This window comes from Rhodococcus tukisamuensis NBRC 100609 (assembly GCF_001894985.1).
GTDB classification, from domain to species: Bacteria; Actinomycetota; Actinomycetes; order Mycobacteriales; family Mycobacteriaceae; genus Rhodococcus_G; species Rhodococcus_G tukisamuensis.
The window spans coordinates 81,018-99,422 of sequence record NZ_BCXG01000004.1 but is presented as its reverse complement, the minus strand read 5'-3'; the positions used below and the strand labels follow the sequence as shown (position 1 = coordinate 99,422).

The 18,405-nt window shown below is 70.1% G+C and carries 18 protein-coding genes; 14 read left to right on the top strand and 4 right to left on the bottom strand.

The genetic code is table 11. The features are described 5' to 3' along the window. Positions 1-4: 4 nt before the first annotated feature. Positions 5-1,384 carry a coenzyme F420-0:L-glutamate ligase gene (locus tag RT2_RS05960; protein ID WP_072843622.1) on the bottom strand — a complete coding sequence of 460 codons (1,380 nt, stop codon included), beginning with the start codon at positions 1,382-1,384 and terminating at the stop codon, positions 5-7. Continuing rightward, positions 1,381-2,355 (bottom strand): 2-phospho-L-lactate transferase, encoded by a 975-nt coding sequence (gene cofD / locus RT2_RS05955; protein WP_072843621.1) that lies wholly within the window; start codon positions 2,353-2,355, stop codon positions 1,381-1,383. Before cofD ends, RT2_RS05960 begins: the two co-directional genes overlap by 4 nt. 484 nt (positions 2,356-2,839) lie before the next feature. Between cofD and RT2_RS05950 the strand changes: the two genes are divergently transcribed. Next, positions 2,840-3,073, top strand: coding sequence for a WhiB family transcriptional regulator (locus RT2_RS05950; RefSeq protein ID WP_169888194.1), 234 nt, complete (start codon positions 2,840-2,842; stop codon positions 3,071-3,073). Positions 3,074-3,191: 118 nt separating this feature from the next. On the opposite strand, the gene RT2_RS05945 is transcribed toward RT2_RS05950, so the two are convergent. Further along, positions 3,192-3,686 (bottom strand): metallopeptidase family protein, encoded by a 495-nt coding sequence (locus RT2_RS05945; protein WP_072843619.1) that lies wholly within the window; start codon positions 3,684-3,686, stop codon positions 3,192-3,194. An 81-nt stretch (positions 3,687-3,767) separates the two neighbouring features. On the opposite strand from RT2_RS05945, the gene RT2_RS05940 reads away from it, so the two are divergent. The 12 genes from RT2_RS05940 to RT2_RS05885 all read left to right on the top strand — a co-directional run bounded on the left by RT2_RS05940 (position 3,768) and on the right by RT2_RS05885 (position 15,717). Further along, positions 3,768-4,148, top strand: coding sequence for a DUF3499 domain-containing protein (locus tag RT2_RS05940; RefSeq protein ID WP_072843794.1), 381 nt, complete (start codon positions 3,768-3,770; stop codon positions 4,146-4,148). A 126-nt stretch (positions 4,149-4,274) separates the two neighbouring features. Then, positions 4,275-5,657: a phosphomannomutase/phosphoglucomutase gene (locus tag RT2_RS05935; RefSeq protein WP_072843618.1), complete on the top strand. Its 1,383-nt coding sequence runs from the start codon at positions 4,275-4,277 to the stop codon at positions 5,655-5,657. A 64-nt stretch (positions 5,658-5,721) separates the two neighbouring features. After that, entirely contained in the window at positions 5,722-6,870 is a 1,149-nt protein-coding gene (locus RT2_RS05930; RefSeq protein ID WP_072843617.1) for a tobH protein, read from the top strand. Beyond that, complete coding sequence (gene manA / locus RT2_RS05925) at positions 6,870-8,105, top strand: mannose-6-phosphate isomerase, class I (RefSeq protein WP_072843616.1); 1,236 nt, start codon at positions 6,870-6,872, stop codon at positions 8,103-8,105. The genes RT2_RS05930 and manA overlap by 1 nt, the downstream gene beginning before the upstream one ends. A gap of 78 nt (positions 8,106-8,183) precedes the next feature. Next, complete coding sequence (locus RT2_RS05920; RefSeq protein WP_072843615.1) at positions 8,184-9,104, top strand: cation diffusion facilitator family transporter; 921 nt, start codon at positions 8,184-8,186, stop codon at positions 9,102-9,104. A gap of 104 nt (positions 9,105-9,208) precedes the next feature. Beyond that, positions 9,209-10,768, top strand: a complete 1,560-nt coding sequence (locus RT2_RS05915; RefSeq protein ID WP_072843614.1) for an amino acid permease — start codon at positions 9,209-9,211, stop codon at positions 10,766-10,768. Between the two features lie 135 nt (positions 10,769-10,903). Continuing rightward, positions 10,904-12,118, top strand: coding sequence for an alkane 1-monooxygenase (locus RT2_RS05910; protein ID WP_072843613.1), 1,215 nt, complete (start codon positions 10,904-10,906; stop codon positions 12,116-12,118). 2 nt (positions 12,119-12,120) lie between these two features. After that, positions 12,121-12,285 carry a rubredoxin gene (locus tag RT2_RS05905; protein WP_072843793.1) on the top strand — a complete coding sequence of 55 codons (165 nt, stop codon included), beginning with the start codon at positions 12,121-12,123 and terminating at the stop codon, positions 12,283-12,285. Continuing rightward, positions 12,285-12,458 carry a rubredoxin gene (locus RT2_RS05900; RefSeq protein WP_072843612.1) on the top strand — a complete coding sequence of 58 codons (174 nt, stop codon included), beginning with the start codon at positions 12,285-12,287 and terminating at the stop codon, positions 12,456-12,458. The genes RT2_RS05905 and RT2_RS05900 overlap by 1 nt, the downstream gene beginning before the upstream one ends. Beyond that, positions 12,455-13,714 (top strand): NAD(P)/FAD-dependent oxidoreductase, encoded by a 1,260-nt coding sequence (locus RT2_RS05895; protein ID WP_072843611.1) that lies wholly within the window; start codon positions 12,455-12,457, stop codon positions 13,712-13,714. Before RT2_RS05900 ends, RT2_RS05895 begins: the two co-directional genes overlap by 4 nt. Before the next feature lie 32 nt (positions 13,715-13,746). After that, positions 13,747-14,358 (top strand): TetR/AcrR family transcriptional regulator, encoded by a 612-nt coding sequence (locus tag RT2_RS05890; RefSeq protein ID WP_072843610.1) that lies wholly within the window; start codon positions 13,747-13,749, stop codon positions 14,356-14,358. 54 nt (positions 14,359-14,412) lie between these two features. Then, positions 14,413-15,717, top strand: coding sequence for an MFS transporter (locus tag RT2_RS05885; protein WP_245709418.1), 1,305 nt, complete (start codon positions 14,413-14,415; stop codon positions 15,715-15,717). On the opposite strand, the gene RT2_RS05880 is transcribed toward RT2_RS05885, so the two are convergent. Continuing rightward, a complete protein-coding gene (locus tag RT2_RS05880) occupies positions 15,692-16,711 on the bottom strand; it encodes an iron-siderophore ABC transporter substrate-binding protein (RefSeq protein ID WP_072843609.1) in 1,020 nt (339 codons plus the stop codon). The two genes, RT2_RS05885 and RT2_RS05880, sit on opposite strands and share 26 nt — an antisense overlap. Before the next feature lie 151 nt (positions 16,712-16,862). On the opposite strand from RT2_RS05880, the gene ahcY reads away from it, so the two are divergent. Then, positions 16,863-18,344 (top strand): adenosylhomocysteinase, encoded by a 1,482-nt coding sequence (gene ahcY, locus RT2_RS05875; protein ID WP_072843608.1) that lies wholly within the window; start codon positions 16,863-16,865, stop codon positions 18,342-18,344. Positions 18,345-18,405 lie beyond the last annotated feature (61 nt).

The following is an 18,405-nucleotide window of genomic DNA, read 5'->3' as shown; positions in this document are numbered from 1 at the left end:
TCGGTCACAGCTCCAGCAAGGCGTCGCCGGGCGCGAGGGGCTTGCGCGGGGTCAGCTCCTCGACGGGATGCCCGACGGCGATCGCGCCGAGCGGCTGCCAGTCGTCCGGCAGGCCGAGGACGGCGCGCACCGTGTCCGCGGCGAAGATCGTCGACCCGATCCAGCAGCTGCCGATCCCCTTGGCGGCCAACGACACCAGCAGCCCCTGCACGGCCGCACCGACCGCGACGGTGAACATCGTCGACTCGGCACGGGTGCGACGCTCGTCCGGATAGTGGTGCGCGCCGTCCGGTACGCAGAACGGGATCACGACCTCCGGAGCGCCGAACAGGATGTTGCCGCGGGCAACCCGTCGCTCGATGTGCTCGTCGCTCATGCCGTCGGCGGCAAGATCGTCGCGCCACCGCTGCTGCATCGTCTCGAGCAGACGCCTGCGCGTCTCGGGGGTCCGCAGCCACACGAACCGGACCGGGCGGGTGTGGTGCGGCGCCGGTGCGGTGAGGGCCTCGGCGATCGACGCGCGGACCGCCTCGGGATCCACCGCCTCGTCGGAGAACTCACGGATCGAGCGGCGCAGCAGCAGAGCCTCGCCCCGGCCCTGGGCCAGCGCTTCGTTGGTGCCGAGCCAGAACAGGTCCTCCTCGCCGCGGCGGAGCAGGTCGGCGGCGACCGAGCCGTCGTCCGCCAGGTTCAGGCCCCGGACCACGGCGACGGGGACCCCGCCGACCTTGCCCTTGACCAGATCGCCCGCGGCGGCGAGCTCGTCCGCGATCGCCACCGAGGTGACGTAGAGCTCGTTGCCCTGGGCGTCCACCGAGCCGGCGTAGCCGTGCAGCACGGGCAGCCCGGCGGCGCCGATCGCGGCGTCGGTCTGGCCCATCCGCCAGGCCCGGCCCATGGTGTCGGTGATCACCACCGCCACCGACACTCCCAGTAGTTCGGCCAGCCGCACGCGCAGTGCCCGTGCACTCGCGTCGGGGTCCTCGGGCAGCAGGGCGAGCTCGGCGGGATGCACGTTGGACCCGTCGATTCCGGATGCGGCCTGGACGATGCCCAGCCGGTTCTCGGTGATCAGCGTGCGGCCCTTGCGAGCCACGACGCGCACGGCCTCCTGATCGACGAGGACGCGGCGGGCCGCGTCGCGTTCGTCAGGGTCGGTGGGGGAGGTCACAATTCGGCCTTCCACCTTCGAGACGATCTTGCTGGTGACGACCAGTACGTCGCCGCCCTGGAGCCACGGCGCCGCCTCGGCGAGTGCGCCGGCCAGGTCGTCGCCGGGCCGGAACTCGGGCAGACCCGGCACCGGGAGGATCTCGATGGCCGCGCCGGCGCCGTGGTCGCCCACGCCGGCGGTGCCGGTGTCGGTGTCGTTCTCGGAGCTCACACCGACACCCCGGCCAGGCGCAGCGCCGCCCGCGCCATCTCCGCAGTGGTCTCCGGATCGGTCATCAGCAGCGGGACCGCCTCGACCGCCACGCCGGGGACGTCGGCGGTGTCGGTGTCGTGGATCAGCCAGCCGTCCAGGATTCCGGTGTCCGATCGCGCGCCGTAGTAGCGCCCGACTGCCTCGGCGGAGGTCTCGACGCCGATCACCTCCAGGCACTCGTCGGCCATGCCGCGCAGCGGCTTGCCGTCGATGACGGGGGACAGGCCCACCACCTTGGCGCGTCCGGTCCGCAGCGCACCCCGGATGCCGGGGACGGCGAGGATCGCGCCGACACTGACCACCGGGTTCGACGGCGCCAGCAGCACCGCATCCGCATTCTCCAGGGCGTCGATCACGCCCGGTGCGGGTGCCGCCTTGTCCGCGCCGACGTGGACGAAACTGTGGGTCGGGACCTGGGCCCGGTGCCGCACCCACCATTCCTGGAAATGAATTGCTCGCTGTTCGCCGTCGGCCGGATCGGTGATCACGACGTGCGTCTCACTGCGGTCGTCGGTGACGGGGATCAGCCGCACCCCGGGCTGCCAGCGGTTGCACAGCGCCTCGGTCACCGCGGACAGCGGGTATCCGGTGCGCAGCATCTGAGACCGGATCAGGTGCGTCGCGATGTCGCGGTCGCCGAGGCCGAACCAGTCGGGCTTGGCGCCGTACGCCGCGAGCTCCTCCTTGGCGTTCCAGGTTTCGCCCACATGGCCCCACCCGCGTTCGGGGTCGATGCCCCCGCCGAGGGTGTACATGCAGGTGTCCAGGTCCGGGCAGATTCGCAGCCCGTGCATCCACACGTCGTCGCCGACGTTGACGATCGCAGTGATTTCGTGTTCAACCGCTTCGCCCGATTCTGCGAGCAGACTGCGAATTCCCTGCAGAAAACGCGCCCCGCCGACTCCGCCTACCAATACAGTGACTCTCACGCGCAAGAGCCTATGCGGCCAGCGTCGGTGCCACCGAGTGGCACCGTGCCAGCGTCATGCGCCGACCACGACACGCGCAGAACCGGACATATGCGCAGCAGTCCGGAATCACCCGTCGGGGATGGTAAGGGAAAATTAGCTGACAGCTTGACCCTCGGTAGCTGGGCGTGTCTAATCACACCTATGTCATTCCATGCTCATCATCCGAGATCCATTGTGATGGGTAGCGATTCGAACGTCTGTTTCATTTCGAATGACATGGTCGGGAGTCCCGACTGTTCATGAAATTTCTGCGCTAATCAAGAGGTGAGGAGGCGGCATGATGTCCATCCAGTACGAGGAATCACTAACTCTCCCGAGCGCCATTGAAGGGGAACCGCAGATCGATGCCACGGGGGGCACGGCACTGGGCGTCAGTCAGACGCAGGACGACATGGGGGTCGTCCGTCCGGTGCTGAGTCTGGTGCAAACCGGCTTCGACGACATGTTCGAGGCCATCGAAGACCAATGGCAGGAACGCGCGCTGTGTGCGCAGACCGACCCGGAAGCCTTTTTTCCGGAGAAGGGGGGATCGACCCGCGAGGCCAAGCGCATCTGCCTTGGCTGCGAGGTCAGGGGGGAATGTCTCGAGTACGCGCTCGCGAACGACGAGCGGTTCGGCATCTGGGGCGGCCTGTCGGAACGTGAGCGCCGGCGCCTCAAGCGGGGGATCGTCTAGAACAACGGGGAGTCCGGTACGGCTGCGTCGACTACTGTCGGCGCAGCCGTACCGAGTTTCCGGCCGTTGAGGTCAGTCATCAACCGACACTGACGTTTTCGGTGTGGTTGTCGGACCGTCAGTCGTCGGGGTCTTCGGTGAGGTCGGGGTCGACCACCTCGGGGTCCACTCCGAGGTAGGTGGCCACCTGGCGCACCAGCACCTCGTTGAGCAGATCGACGAGGTCCTCCTGGCGCTTGGCTCGCAGTTCGAGTGGGCGCCGGAACAGCACCAGTCGCGCCCGGGTCGCGGCGCCGTGCCGGTCCACGCCCGCGGGCACCAGCCGTGACAGCGGGACGGGTCCCTCGGCCACCACCTCGGGCGGCCAGGTCACCGAATCCGGGTCCAGTGCACGAATTTTCGGCACCTCGTCGACCGCGATGTCGAGCTTGGCGATCCGGTCGTGCCAGCGGGCGTCGATCGGTGCGAACGCCTCCAGCACCAGCAGGTCGAACTTCTCCGCGCGGCTGCGCCATGCCGGAACGCTCGCGGGCAGCAGCGGTCCGCGGATCCCGCGTCCCCGGCGAGCCGCCGATCGGGAACTCAGTGGTCGACCGTGTCGGGCTCTGCGCATGAGTGTCAATCCTACCGACCGCGATCGTCACTCGGTGTGTCCGAGTAGGAGTTGGCGGAGCGGCGGGATACCCTCACTCTCGTGATATCACTACGTCGATGCTGCCGGCCGGGTTGCAAGAACCCTGCCGTTGCGACTCTGACGTACGTCTACTCCGACTCGACCGCGGTCGTCGGTCCGCTCGCGACGGTGGCGGAGCCGCATTCCTGGGATCTGTGCGATGCGCACGCCTCCCGGATAACCGCGCCGAAGGGCTGGGAACTGGTTCGTTACGAGGGTGGATTCGCCACGAGCCCCGACGAGGACGACCTGACCGCACTGGCGGAGGCCGTGCGCGAGGCCGGCCGGGGCGAACGCGTCCACGTCGAGTCCCGCGGTGTCGAGCATGCGGCTCCGGCCGTCTCCGCGCCGCGCACGGGACGTCGCGGTCACCTGCGGGTGCTGCCGGACCCCACCAGCTGATCTTCGAATCCACCATGCGGTCCCGCCGCGGCGTCGGCCGCTGATTCCGCGTGTCCGGTCTGGGGCACTAGGCTTCCCACCGAGACAGCGCGCGAGAAAACAATCCCCGAACGCAGGAGAAATGCAGTGGCACGTTCCGCCGAATCCGTCCATGCCGTGATCAAGGCATACGACGTGCGCGGGGTGGTCGGTGAACAGATCGACGCCGACTTCGTTCGCGACGTGGCGGGCGCGTTCGCCCGGCTCGTCCGTGACACCCCGGATCCGGCGCAGGCCGCGACCCGGGTGGCCATCGGGTACGACATGCGCGCCTCGTCACCGGAACTCGCTCAGGCCTTCGCGGACGGGGTGACCGCCCAGGGCCTCGACGTGGTCATGATCGGGCTGGCCTCCACCGACCAGCTGTACTTCGCGTCCGGGCTCCTGGACTGCCCCGGCGCCATGTTCACCGCGAGCCACAATCCCGCGCGCTACAACGGGATCAAGCTGTGCCGGGCCGGCGCGAAGCCGGTCGGCCAGGACACCGGACTTGCCACCGTCGCCGCCGAGGTGATCGCCGGCGTCCCGTCCCACGACGGCGCCACCGGCTCGGTGACCGAGCAGGACGTGCTCGACGAGTACGCCTCGTTCGTCCGCGGGCTCGTGGACCTGTCGCAGATGCGACCGCTCACCGTGGCCGTCGACGCGGGCAACGGCATGGGTGGGCACACCGTGCCCGCCGTGCTCGGCGCGCTGCCGGTGTCGGTGCGGCCGCTGTTCTTCGAACTCGACGGCACCTTCCCGAACCACGAGGCGAACCCGCTCGACCCGAAGAACCTGGTGGACCTGCAGGCGTACGTGCGCGAGACCGGCGCGGACATCGGACTGGCCTTCGACGGCGACGCGGACCGCTGCTTCGTCGTCGACGAGCTGGGCAACCCGGTCTCGCCGTCCGCGGTCACCGCACTGGTAGCCGAGCGTGAACTGGCCAAGGAGCCGGGGGCGGTCGTCATCCACAACCTGATCACCTCACGGGCCGTCCCGGAACTGGTCGCCGAACTCGGCGGCACCGCGGTGTGCACCCGGGTCGGGCACTCGTTCATCAAGCAGCAGATGGCCGAGACCGGCGCCATCTTCGGCGGCGAGCACTCGGCGCACTACTACTTCCGCGACTTCTGGGGTGCGGACTCGGGGATGCTGGCCGCCCTGCACGTGCTGGCCGCGCTGGCGGGCCAGGACCGGCCGCTGTCCGAAATGATGGCGAGCTACGAGCGGTACGCGGCGTCCGGGGAGATCAATTCGACCGTCGCCGACGCCGCCGAGCGCACCGACGCGGTCGTCGCGGCCTTCGCGTCGCGGACCACGTCCGTGGACCGGCTCGACGGCGTGACCGTCGACCTCGGCGACGGCGCCTGGTTCAACCTGCGCGCGTCGAACACCGAGCCGTTGCTCCGGCTCAACGTGGAGGCCCGCACGTCGGAAGACGTCGATTCGTTGGTAACTGAGATACTGGCAGTGGTGCGCGGGTAAGCGGGCGCCGGGAACGAAGCGTGCGGACACCTGCCCCCGGGCAGAGGGAGAAAGGAGCGGTGCCATGACAGCCCCGTCACCTCTTCTCGACCTCGACGACGCGGCAAGTGTGGTCGCCGCCGACGTCGATGGTTCCATGCGGTCTGCCGCGCTCGGTGGCGCGCAGGTCCGGGCCACGGCCGCGTCCGTGACCGAGGGTGCGCTGGACCGGCTCGCCGGGCTGCGTCCGCGCAGCGTGGTGCTGGTGACCGGACCCGGCCGGGCCGCGGCCGCAGCGTCCGTGCTCACCGCAGCGCTGGGCTCCCGGGTGGGGCTGCCCTTGCTGCACCTGAGCGCGGTGCCGCCCTGGGTCGGGCCCTTGGACGTGGTGGTGGTGGCCGGCGACGACGCCGGTGACCCCCGGCTGCTCGAGGCGGCGGACGGCGCGTTGCGCCGCGGCGCCGAGGTGGTGCTGGCGGCGCCGGACGAGGGTCCGCTGCGGGCGGCGGGCGCCGGCCGGGCGATGCTGCTGCCGCCGCGGGTCCACGTGCCCGACCACTACGCCTTCCCCCGTTACCTTGCTGCCGGGTTGGCGGTGCTGACCGCGCTCGAGTCGGTACGCGCGCGGGACCTCCTGCCCGACCTCGGTGAGCTCGCGGACCGGCTCGACGCCGAGGCCCTGCGGGGGCACCCGGAGAACGAGGTGTTCCACAACCCCGCCAAGTCGACGGCCGTCCGCATGCGTGGCCGTCGGGTGGTCCTGGCCGGGGACGGCCCGGCCACGACGGCCCTGGCTCGGCACTGCGCGGAACTGGTGCTGCGCGCCGCGGGCACGGTCGCCTCGGCGGCCGACCTCGGCGACGTGCTGGCCGCTCGCGCCCGCTTCGCCGGCGCCGATGCGGCGCGGCCGGCCGACTACGACCCGATCTTCCACGACGAGGAACTCGACGGCCCGCCGCCGGTGCGCCCGGTGCGGGTGTTCGCGCTGGCCACGTCCGGCACGCGCGCCGTCGCCGGACGGCGGATCGCCGCCCTCCCGGACGCCGAACTGGTGCTGGCCGCAGGGGAAGAGGAGACGATCGAGATGGGGGGCCGTGACATGGGGGACCGCGACATGGGAGGACGGGCCGCGGGACCGGCTCGGGGCGAGCGCACCGAGGTCGAGCAGCTCGCGGTGACCGCGGTGCGGCTGGGGATGGCCGCCGCCTACCTGCAGTTGATCGGCGGCAGCTAGTGCACCTGCTCTCCGGTGCGCTGCGCACCTATGCCTGGGGTTCGCGCACCGCGATCGCCGCCCTGTGCGGTCGGCCGGTGCCCTCGGACCATCCCGAGGCCGAACTCTGGCTCGGCTCGCACCCCGCGGACCCGGCGCGGCTGCTGACCGACGACGGGTCCCGCTCGCTGCTCGACGCCATCGACGCCGACCCGGCGGGACAGCTGGGGGACCGGGCCCGCACCGGCTTCGGGGACCGGTTGCCGTTCCTGCTCAAGCTGCTCGCGGCGGAGGAACCGCTCTCGCTCCAGGCGCATCCGAGTGCGGAGCAGGCCAAGGAGGGCTTCCTGCGTGAGGAGGCCGACGGCATTGCCCTGGACTCGCCCGAACGCAACTACCGCGACGACAGCCACAAGCCGGAACTCGTGGTGGCGCTGACCAGGTTCGAGGCGCTGGCCGGGTTCCGGGATCCACACCGCACCGTGGAACTGCTGCGCGCCCTCGACGTGCCGGAACTGGCGCACCACATCGAACTCCTTGCCGGGCAACCGGATTCGGCAGGCCTGCGCGCGTTGTTCACCACCTGGATCACGCTGCCGCAGCCGGCGCTGGGCGCGCTGCTGCCGCGGATCCTCGACGGCTGCGTCCGCTACCTGGCCGCCGCGCCCGGCGCCGAGCGCCCGTTCGCCAACGAGGTGCGCACCGTGCTCGGGCTGGGCGAGTCCTACCCGGGCGACGCGGGCGTGCTGGCGTCGCTGCTGCTCAACCGGGTCACCCTGGAGCCCGGCGAGGGCCTGTACCTCGACGCCGGGAACCTGCACGCGTACCTGCACGGCCTCGCCGTCGAGATGATGGCGAACTCGGACAACGTGCTGCGCGGCGGGTTGACCCCCAAGCACGTCGACGTCCCGGAACTGTTGCGGGTGTTGGACTTCGAGCCGTTGACCGGATCGTTCCTGCTGCCGGCACCGGTGCCGGGGACCGGCATGCACGTCTACGACACGCCGGCGCCCGAGTTCTCGCTCGCCCGCGTCGACCTCGCCCGTGACGGCGTCGCGAACCCGGCCGCCGTGGAGTTCGACGCGTCGGGTCCCCGAATCCTGCTCTGCACCTCCGGGTCTGTCACAATTCGCGGTGGCGATGACACCCTCGTGCTCGACCAGGGCGACGCGGCGTGGATCGCTGCCTCGGACCCCGTTCTGACGGCATCGGCGTCCACCCCGGACGCCCAGCTGTTCAGCGCCTCGGTCGGGTGACGGTCGGGCCGTCGCGCCGTCGTCAGCGCCCGGATCGATTCTCGGACCGCAGAAGCCGGCCGGGGGAGGAGTACTGCAGTGTCAGCTAGTGGAGGCAAGAAGGCGATCGTCGCGGCGTTGACCGCGAATGCGGGGATCGCGGTCGCCAAGTTCGCCGGGTTCCTGATCACGGGATCGTCGTCGATGCTCGCGGAGTCCGTGCACTCGGTCGCCGACACCTCGAACCAGGGCCTGCTGCTGCTGGGGCAGAGCCGGGCCAACCGCGCGGCCACCAAGCTGCACCCGTTCGGGTACGGGCGCAACCGCTACTTCTACTCGTTCGTGGTGGCGCTGGTGCTGTTCACCCTCGGCTCGATGTTCGCGCTGTACGAGGGCATCCACAAGATCCAGCACCCCGAGGACCTGTCCTCGCCCATGGTCGCCGTGGTGATCCTGTTGATCGCGATCGGCCTGGAGACCTACAGCTTCCTGACCGCGGTCAAGGAGTCGCGCCCGCTCAAGGGGAAGGCCGGCTGGTGGCGCTTCATCCGGACCTCGCGCAGTCCAGAGCTTCCGGTGGTGCTGCTCGAGGACACCGGCGCACTCGTCGGTCTGGTCCTGGCGCTCGGCGGCGTCGGCCTGTCGATGCTCACCGGCAATCCCGTCTTCGACGGCATCGGCACGCTCTGCATCGGCGTCCTGCTCGGCGTCATCGCGGTCATCCTCATCATCGAGATGAAGAGCCTGCTGATCGGCGAGGGCGCCACCGAGGACGAGGAGGAGCGGATCCTCGCCGCCCTGGTCGACGGGTCGAAGATCGACCGCGTCATCCACTGCAAGACCCAGTACCTCGGCCCGGAGGAGTTGCTGGTCGCCGCCAAGGTCGCGGTGGCACCGGGATCCGACATCGAGACGATCGCGGCCGCGATCGACGAGGCGGAGGCCCGGGTCCGCGCGGCGGTGCCGATGGCCCGAGTGATCTACCTCGAGCCCGACCTGTACCGCACGGCCCCCGCGTAACCGGGCCCGTACCCACTTACCTGACGCGCGAGGCGTCCACGCAATCCTGTTCGAGCGGGCCCCGGGGTCATAGGCTCAGCTGGATCCCTCTCGAGGAGGCAAAGATGGCAGTGCACGAGAAGCCGGAGTCTGGGCGGCAGTCCGGGATCTTCCGCACCAAGTCGGTCGAGCAGTCGATCGCGGACACGGACGAGCCGGACAGCAAACTCCGCAAGGACCTCACCGCCTGGGACCTGACGGTGTTCGGCGTCGCCGTGGTCGTCGGCGCGGGCATCTTCACGCTGACCGCGCGGACCGCGGGCAACGTGGCCGGGCCGTCGGTGTCGCTGGCCTTCGTGCTGGCGGCGATCGCCTGCGGGCTGGCCGCCCTCTGCTATGCCGAGTTCGCCTCCACCGTGCCGGTGGCCGGCAGCGCGTACACCTTCTCCTACGCCACCTTCGGCGAGTTCGTGGCCTGGATCATCGGGTGGGACCTGATCCTCGAGTTCGCGCTCGCGGCCTCGGTGGTGGCGAAGGGCTGGTCGTTGTACCTGGGCAATGTGCTCGGTGCCGAAGGGTCGACGGTGGTCTCGATCGGGCCGGTCGACATGGACTGGGGCTCGATCCTGCTGATCGCGGTCCTGACCGTCATCCTCGTGACCGGCACCAAGCTGTCCTCGCGGGTGTCCGCGGTGATCACCGGCATCAAGGTCGGCGTGGTGCTGCTGGTGATCGTCGTCGGTGCCTTCTACATCAACAAGGACAACTACTCGCCGTACATCCCGCCGTCGCAGCCGGGCAGCACCGGCGAGGGCATCCACCAGTCGCTGTTCTCGTTCCTCACCGGGGCGGGTGGCAGCACCTACGGCTGGTACGGCCTGCTCGCCGCCGCCAGCCTGGTGTTCTTCGCGTTCATCGGATTCGACGTCGTGGCCACCACGGCGGAGGAGACCAAGAACCCGCAGAAGGCGCTGCCGCGAGGCATCATCGCCTCCCTCCTGATCGTGACCGTCCTGTACGTCGCGGTGACGCTGGTGCTCACCGGCATGGTCAAGTACACCGACCTCGCGGGCGAGAACTCCACGCTGGCGACGGCCTTCGAGTACCACGGCATCACCTGGGCGCAGTGGGTGATCAACCTGGGTGCCCTGGCCGGCCTGACCACCGTCGTGATGGTGATGCTGCTGGGCCAGACCCGGGTGCTGTTCGCGATGTCGCGGGACGGGCTGATGCCGCGCCAGCTGGCGCACACCGGCCGCAAGGGCACCCCGGTGCGGATCACCGTCATCGTCGGTGTCGTCTCCGCGCTGCTGGCCGGCTTCTTCCCGATGGGCACCCTCGAGGAGATGGTCAACATCGGCACCCTGTTCGCCTTCGTGCTGGTGTGCCTCGGCGTGATTGTGCTGCGTCGTACCCGGCCGGACCTGCCGCGCGGCTTCCGGGTCCCGCTGGTCCCGCTGGTGCCGATCCTCGCGGTGCTGGCCTGCCTGTGGCTGATGCTCAACCTGTCGGTCGAGACGTGGATCCGGTTCGTCGTCTGGATGGCGATCGGTGTCGTCGTCTACTTCGCCTACGGGCACCGTCACTCGATGGTCGGCCGGCGGAACCGGGCGGAACCGGGGGTCGAGGCGAAGGCACTCGGTCACCTGGGTGGGCCCGAGGGCCCGGGCGGGGTGGGCCTCTGATTCCCTGCCACCCCGGAACCGTTTTACAAATTCGGATATTTGTATAGACCGCAGACAAAAGGCGGCGTACTGTCAACTCTCAGGTGACCTGGCTCACGGATGTGGGCCGGCCCTCGAGAGGAGGCAGTCGTGGCAATGCGAGTCGACCCGGAGGCGCAGGTACCCGCCGCGCAGTGGCGAGACAAGAAGCGGCATCTCTGGCTGTTGGGGCTGATCCCGCCGACGGCGGTGTTCCTCGCGGCCGGACTGGTCTGGGGATTCAACGAACTGGGCTGGTCCGCGGTCGCACCGGTGTGGTGGTGGATCGGGCCGATCCTCGTCTACGGGCTGCTGCCGGTGCTCGACATCTTCTTCGGGCCGGACGGGCAGAACCCGCCCGAGGAGGTGATGGAGCGGCTCGAGAACGACAAGTACTACCGGTACTGCACGTACGTCTACATCCCGTTCCAGCTCGCGAGCCTGGCGTTCGCCTGCTACCTGTGGACCGCGGACAACCTGAGCTGGCTCGGCATCGACGGCGGGCTTTCGCTCGCGTCGAAGATCGGGCTGGCGCTGAGCATCGGTGTCATGGGCGGCATCGGCATCAACACCGCGCACGAACTGGGGCACAAGAAGGACGAGCTCGAGCGGTGGCTCTCGAAGATCACCCTGGCCCAGACGTTCTACGGGCACTTCTACATCGAGCACAACCGCGGACACCACGTCCGGGTGTCCACCCCGGAGGACCCCGCAAGCGCGCGCTTCGGCGAGTCCTTCTGGACCTTTCTGCCGCGCAGCGTCTGGGGCAGCCTGAGGTCGTCGTGGGAACTCGAGAAGGCCCGGATGGAGCGGCTGGACAAGAGCGTGTGGAGCATCCACAACGACGTGCTCAACGCCTGGCTGATGTCGGTGGTCCTGTATGCGGCGCTGGTGGCCGGCTTCGGCTGGGAGGTGCTGCCGTTCCTGGTGATCCAGGCGGTGTACGGGTTCTCGCTGCTCGAGACCGTGAACTACCTCGAGCACTACGGCCTGCTCCGGCAGAAGACGGCGAGCGGACGCTACGAGCGCTGCGCCCCCGCGCACAGCTGGAACTCCGACCACATCTGCACGAACATCTTCCTGTACCACCTGCAGCGGCACAGTGACCACCACGCCAACCCGACCAGGCGCTACCAGACGCTGCGGAGCATGGACGGGGCGCCGAACCTGCCCAGCGGCTACGCCAGCATGATCACCCTCGCGTACTTCCCGCCGGTCTGGCGCAAGGTCATGGACCACCGCGTCCTCGACCACTACGACGGCGACATCACCCGGGTGAACGTGCAGCCGGCCAAGCGCGAGCGCATCTACGCCCGGTTCGGGGTGGCGTGATCATGGCCGCCTACCGGTGCCCGGTGTGTGAGTACGTCTACGACGAGTCGAAAGGTGCTCCGCGCGAGGGCTTCCCGGCCGGAACCGGGTGGGACTCGGTCCCCGACGACTGGTGCTGCCCGGACTGCGGAGTGCGGGAGAAGATCGATTTCGAGAGGAGCGCGTGATGAAGCTGTACCGATGCGTGCAATGCGGTTTCGAGTACGACGAGGAGCTGGGGTGGCCCGACGACGGCATCACCCCGGGCACCCGGTGGGACGACATTCCGGACGACTGGAGCTGCCCGGACTGCGGCGCCGCGAAGGCCGACTTCGACATGGTCGAGGTCGCTCGGTCATGACCTCGGTCGTGATCGTCGGGACCGGGATCGCCGGGATCACCGCCGCCGAGACGCTGCGCGCGGAGGGCTTCGCGGGGACCGTGACGGTGATCGGTGACGATCCCGCGCACCCGTACCGCCGGCCGGCCCTGTCCAAGGACCTGCTGCTCGATGCGTCGGCCGAGGAGAGGTCCAGGCTGCGCCCGGCCGGCTACTGGGCCGAACGGCGGATCGACGTGCGCTCGGGTGTCGTGGCGGTCTCCGTCGACGTGGCGGGCCGCACGGTCCGTCTCGACTCGGGCGAGAACCTGCGGTACGATGCGCTGCTGCTGGCGACGGGCGGGCGCGCCCGCACCGTCGACCACTCGGGAGGGGACGCGGTGCGGGTGCTGCGAGCGATGGGCGACGTCGCACCGTTGCGCGAGGCCCTCGGCCGCACGAACTCGATCCTGGTCGTCGGCGCGGGCCTGATCGGCTCGGAGGTGGCCGCGACCGCGCGAGGACTCGGCGCCGAGGTGACCATGCTCGAGGCGGCGCCCACGCTCCTGCACCGGGTGCTGCCGCCGCGGGTGAGCGCGCTCTTCGAGCAGCTTCACCGTGAGCACGGCGTCGAGCTGCACACCTCGGTGCGGCTCGACGAACTGGTCGGCGACGGCGACGGCGTGCTTGCCCGCGCCGACGACGGCCGGACCTGGTCCGCGGGCGCGGCGCTGCTGGCCGTCGGGATGGCGCCGAACATGGACCTTGGGGAGCGGGCCGGGCTCGAGACCGCCGACGGAATCGTGGTGGACGAGTCCTTCGCCACCTCGGCGCCGGGGGTGTACGCCGCGGGCGACGTGGCCAACCGCCCCAATCCGGTGCTCGGTGGCCGGCACCGGACGGAGCACTGGAACTCCGCGCAGGTGCAGGGAGCCGCGGCCGCGCGGGCGATGCACGCGGCGCTGACCGGCGGCCCCGCCGAGGCCGTGCGGGAGGTGCCGTGGTGCTGGTCCTCCCAGTACGGACTCAGCCTCCAGGTGGCAGGCTGGCCGCAGTCCGACGACGAGCTCGTGGTCCGGGGCAGCATCGCGGGCCGCGACTTCACCGTGCTGACCCGGCGGGCGGGGCGGCTGGTTGGTGCGGTGACGATCGGCCGGCCGAAGGACGTCCGGGCGGCGCGGACGCTGATCGCCGAGCACCCGGCCGTCGACCCGGCGCTGCTGGCGGACGAGTCCGAGGACCTGGCCGCGCTGGCCGCCGCTCCCGGCTCCGCGCGTGCGACGGCCGTGCACGTTTGACGCCGCGCACCCGGAATGCCACTCTCGCCACCATGGCTCCGTCGAACCGACTCCCGTACCAGCAGGCCACCCGCACCCTCCTGCGGGAGTCGGTTCTGGACGCGATGCGGGACCTGCTGTCGGTGAAGGACTGGTCCGAGGTGACCATGACCGATGTCGCGGCGGGCGCGCAGGTCAGCAGGCAGACCGTCTACAACGAGTTCAAGTCCCGGCAGGGGCTCGCGCAGGCCTATGCCCTGCGGCTCGCGGACCGCTTCGTCGGCGCCGTCGAGGACGCGATCTACGCCAACGCGGGCCGGCCGCATGTGGCCCTGGTCGAGGGCTTCACCACGTTCTTCCGGCAGAGCGCCTCCGATCCGCTGGTGCAGTCGCTGCTGACCGGGGAGGCGAAGCCCGACCTGCTCCGGCTGATCACCACCGACAGCGGGCCGCTGCTCGAGCACGCCTCGGCGAGGCTCGCCGAGACGCTGGAACGCAGCTGGGTCCAGGCCCCGCCCGCCGAGGCCGGAATTCTCAGCCGGGGCATCGTCCGCCTGGCGATCAGCTACATCTCGATGCCGCCCGACTCGGACCGGGACGTGGCAGAGGACCTGTCGCGGACCTTCGTGCCGTTCATCGAGGCGATCATCGGCGCGCACGCGTAGCTGCCCGGTCGCGGGGTCCCTGCGCCCGGTGCGACCCGACTAGGCTGACCACTCGTGCTGCGTGTCCGCCCTCTCGGTCCCGTCACCTCGGCGCTGAGAACGGCGCGCACCCTGCCTCCGGCGGTGCGCCTGATCCTGGCGTCGATGGTGCTGTTCAACATCGGCTTCTATCTCGTGGTGCCGTTCCTCGCGGTGCACCTGGCCGACGACCTGCACCTGGCGGGGTGGGCCATCGGCCTGGTCCTGGGCCTGCGCACCTTCAGCCAGCAGGGCATGTTCTTCCTCGGCGGCAGCCTCGCCGACCGGTTCGGGGTTCGCCCGATGGTGTTGCTGGGCATCGCGATCCGGGTGGTGGGCTTCGTGGTGCTGGGGGTGGCGTCGAGCCTGGCCACGATGATCGTCGGCGTGGTCCTGGTCGGGCTGGCGGCGGCGCTGTTCTCACCCGCGGTGGAGGCCGCGAACGCGGCCTACGGGCGCGGGCTCGAGGAGTCGGGGGTGATCCGCCGCACCGAACTGTTCGGGATCGAGCAGATGTGCAGCCGGTTCGGCACCGTGATCGGCCCGGCGCTCGGCGCGCTGCTGCTGGGGGTGCCCTTCGTGTGGACGACGATCGCGGCGGCCGTCCTCTTCGCCGGCCTCGGCGTGATGTTCGCGCTCTGGTTGCCAGCGGACGCGTCCACCTCGCACCGGCCGGCCGGCGCCCAGGGTCCGGACGGCCTGCGGGTGGTCTGGCGGACGGTCCTGCACAATCGCCGGTTCATGGTCTTCGTCGCGCTGTGCGGCGTCCAACTGGTGGCCTACAACCAGCTGTACCTGATGCTGCCCGAACAGCTCGAACGGGTCACCGGCTCGCAGGCCGCGCTCGGCTGGTTCTTCGTCGCGTCGGCGGTACTGGTGATCGTCGGTCAGTCGCCGACGGTGGCGCTGGCACGCCGCCTGGGCCACCGCACGGCGATCGTCGCCGGCATGGGGGTCATCGCCGCGTCGTTCCTGTTCCCGATCGTCACCGGAGCCCTGGCGCCCGACTCGGTGGCCGCCGGGCTGGCCGGCGTGGGCCTGTGGGTGGCCGCCCTGCATCTCGGCCAGATGCTGATGGTGCCGCCGATGCGCGACACCATCGGCGTGCTGGCCGGCGAGCGGCACCTCGGCGCCCACTTCGGCATGCTGAGCACCCTCGGCGGGCTGATGACCCTGGTCGGTTCCCTCGCGGTCGGGCAGATCTACGACCTGGTCGACGCCGGCACGGTCGCGCCGTCCACGCCGTGGTGGACCCTCGCCGTGGTGGTCGCCGCCGCCGCGGCCGGGATCTGGGCCGCGGCGGCGCGTGCGGCCGTCAGGCCCCGACCGGCGTCCGGCTGATCTTCTCCAGCATCGCGTTCACCGAGAACGGGATGGTCAGCGGGTTCGGCATGGAGACGGCGTCGCTGACCACAGGGTCCAGGCCCACCATCGCGCCGGAGCGGACCACCTGCAGGCCCGTGAACGTGGGCAGCGCGTCGAGCCGCGCGGCGGCCGCGTCGTAGTTGTCGACCACCAGCAGGTCCGCCTCGAGCAGGCCCAGGTTCTCCGCGGAGATCTCGGTGTAGAGCGCATCGCCGAAGCGGTCGCGCAGCTGCGCCGGGACGCCGAATCCGAGTTCGGTGAGCAGCTGGCCGCGCGCGGAGGTGGGGCTGTAGGCCCGGAACTTGTCGCCGTCGAGGTACCGGACCAGGATCGCCGACTTGCCCGCGAACTCCGGGTGCTCGCTGCGGGCGCGGGCGAAGGTGTCCTCGACCATGCGGACCTGCTCCGCGGCCTTGGCCGGACGACCCACGGCGTCGCCGATCCGGGTGGTCACCTGCTGCCACGGCAGCATCCAGTCGGTCTGGTCGGCGGCATGCAACACGGTCGGCGCCATCGCGCTGAGCTGGCCGTAGACGTTCGCGTCGATGGCGTTGTTCACGGCGACGATCAGGTCCGGGTTCGACGCCGCGACCTTCTCCACGTCGAATCCGGCCGTCGCATTGGCCAGCGCGGGCGGCGTCGCGCCGGCCAGTGCGGGCTTCGCCCACTCGCCGACGCCGGTGTCGACGGATCCCTTCCACGCGGGCACCAGGACCGGAGTCACACCGAGGGCGAGCAGGACGTCCGCGTCGCCGATGCCCACCGCGGCGACCCGCTGCGGCACCGCCTCGACCGAGGTCGATCCGTGCACGTGGTCGATCGTCACCGGGAGCGCGCCCGCCTCGGCGGCGGCCCCGGCCCCCGCCTCGGACGTGCCCTCCGCCGAGGTCGAGGAGCAGCCGACCGCCATCACGGCCGCCGCGACCAGACCCATCGACAGAACCGTCCGCCGCCTCAATGCCGACACCATGCCGCACCACCCTTCGTTTGTTTGGTTACCCTCACCTTAGATTTTGGGTGGGTATGCCGGCGGGGCGGGGGTCCGTACACGGACGGCTGGTCTTCGGACGGGGTCCGAACCCGATAGCCTGGGCCGAGACAAATCCAAACAGGAGAGGCAGATGACGACCAGCGTGTCTGAGAACAACCTCGTGGCGGACAGCCGCAACGGAATCGACTTCAAGGTGGCGGACCTCTCGCTCGCCGAGTTCGGCCGCAAGGAGATCCGGCTCGCCGAGCACGAGATGCCGGGCCTGATGACCCTGCGCCGCGAATACGCGGAGGTGCAGCCGCTCAAGGGTGCGCGCGTGTCGGGCTCGCTGCACATGACCATCCAGACTGCGGTGCTGATCGAGACGCTCGTCGCCCTCGGCGCCGAGGTCCGCTGGGCGTCGTGCAACATCTTCTCCACCCAGGACCACGCCGCCGCGGCCGTCGTCGTCGGCCCGCACGGCACCCCGGAGGAGCCCAAGGGCGTCCCAGTCTTCGCCTGGAAGGGCGAGACGCTTGAGGAGTACTGGTGGGCGGCCGAGAAGATGCTCACCTGGCCGGGTGAGCCCGCGAACATGATCCTCGACGACGGCGGTGACGCCACCATGCTGGTGCTGCGCGGCGCGCAGTTCGAGAAGGCCGGCGTCGTGCCGCCCACCGACGAGGATCACGACTCGGACGAGTACAGGGTGTTCCTGGCGTTACTCCGTGCCTCGCTGGCCGCCGACGCGACCAAGTGGACCGCCGTCGCGGAGTCCGTCCAGGGCGTCACCGAGGAGACCACCACCGGCGTGCTGCGCCTGTACCAGTTCGCCGCCGCAGGCGAGCTGGTCTTCCCGGCGATCAACGTCAACGACTCGGTCACCAAGAGCAAGTTCGACAACAAGTACGGCACCCGCCACTCGCTGCTCGACGGCATCAACCGCGGCACCGACGTGCTGATCGGCGGCAAGGCCGCGCTGGTCTGCGGCTACGGCGACGTCGGCAAGGGCTGCGCCGAGGCGCTCAAGGGCCAGGGCGCCCGCGTCACGGTCACCGAGGCGGACCCGATCAACGCGCTGCAGGCGCTGATGGACGGCTTCGACGTCAAGACCGTCGAGGAGTTCATCAGCCAGGCCGACATCGTGATCACGTCCACCGGCAACAAGGACATCATCACGTTCGAGCACATGAAGCAGATGAAGCACCAGGCGATCCTGGGCAACATCGGCCACTTCGACAACGAGATCGACATGGCCGGCCTCGAGCGCGCCGCCGACGTCACGCGGATCAACATCAAGCCGCAGGTCGACGAGTTCACCTTCGCCGACGGCCACAGCATCATCGTGCTGTCCGAGGGCCGGTTGCTGAACCTGGGCAACGCCACCGGGCACCCGTCCTTCGTGATGTCCAACTCGTTCGCGAACCAGACCATCGCGCAGATCGAGCTGTGGACCAAGCCGGAGGAGTACGACAACGAGGTCTACCGGCTGCCCAAGCACCTGGACGAGAAGGTCGCGCGGATCCACGTCGAGGCGCTCGGCGGCTCGATCACCAAGCTGACCAAGGAGCAGGCCGAGTACATCGGCGTCGACGTCGAGGGCCCGTACAAGCCGGAGCACTACCGGTACTGAGGCACTCGCGCCTCGAAGCACCGAACGCGTGATCCGGTCGTGGCCGGCCCCGGACTCCGGG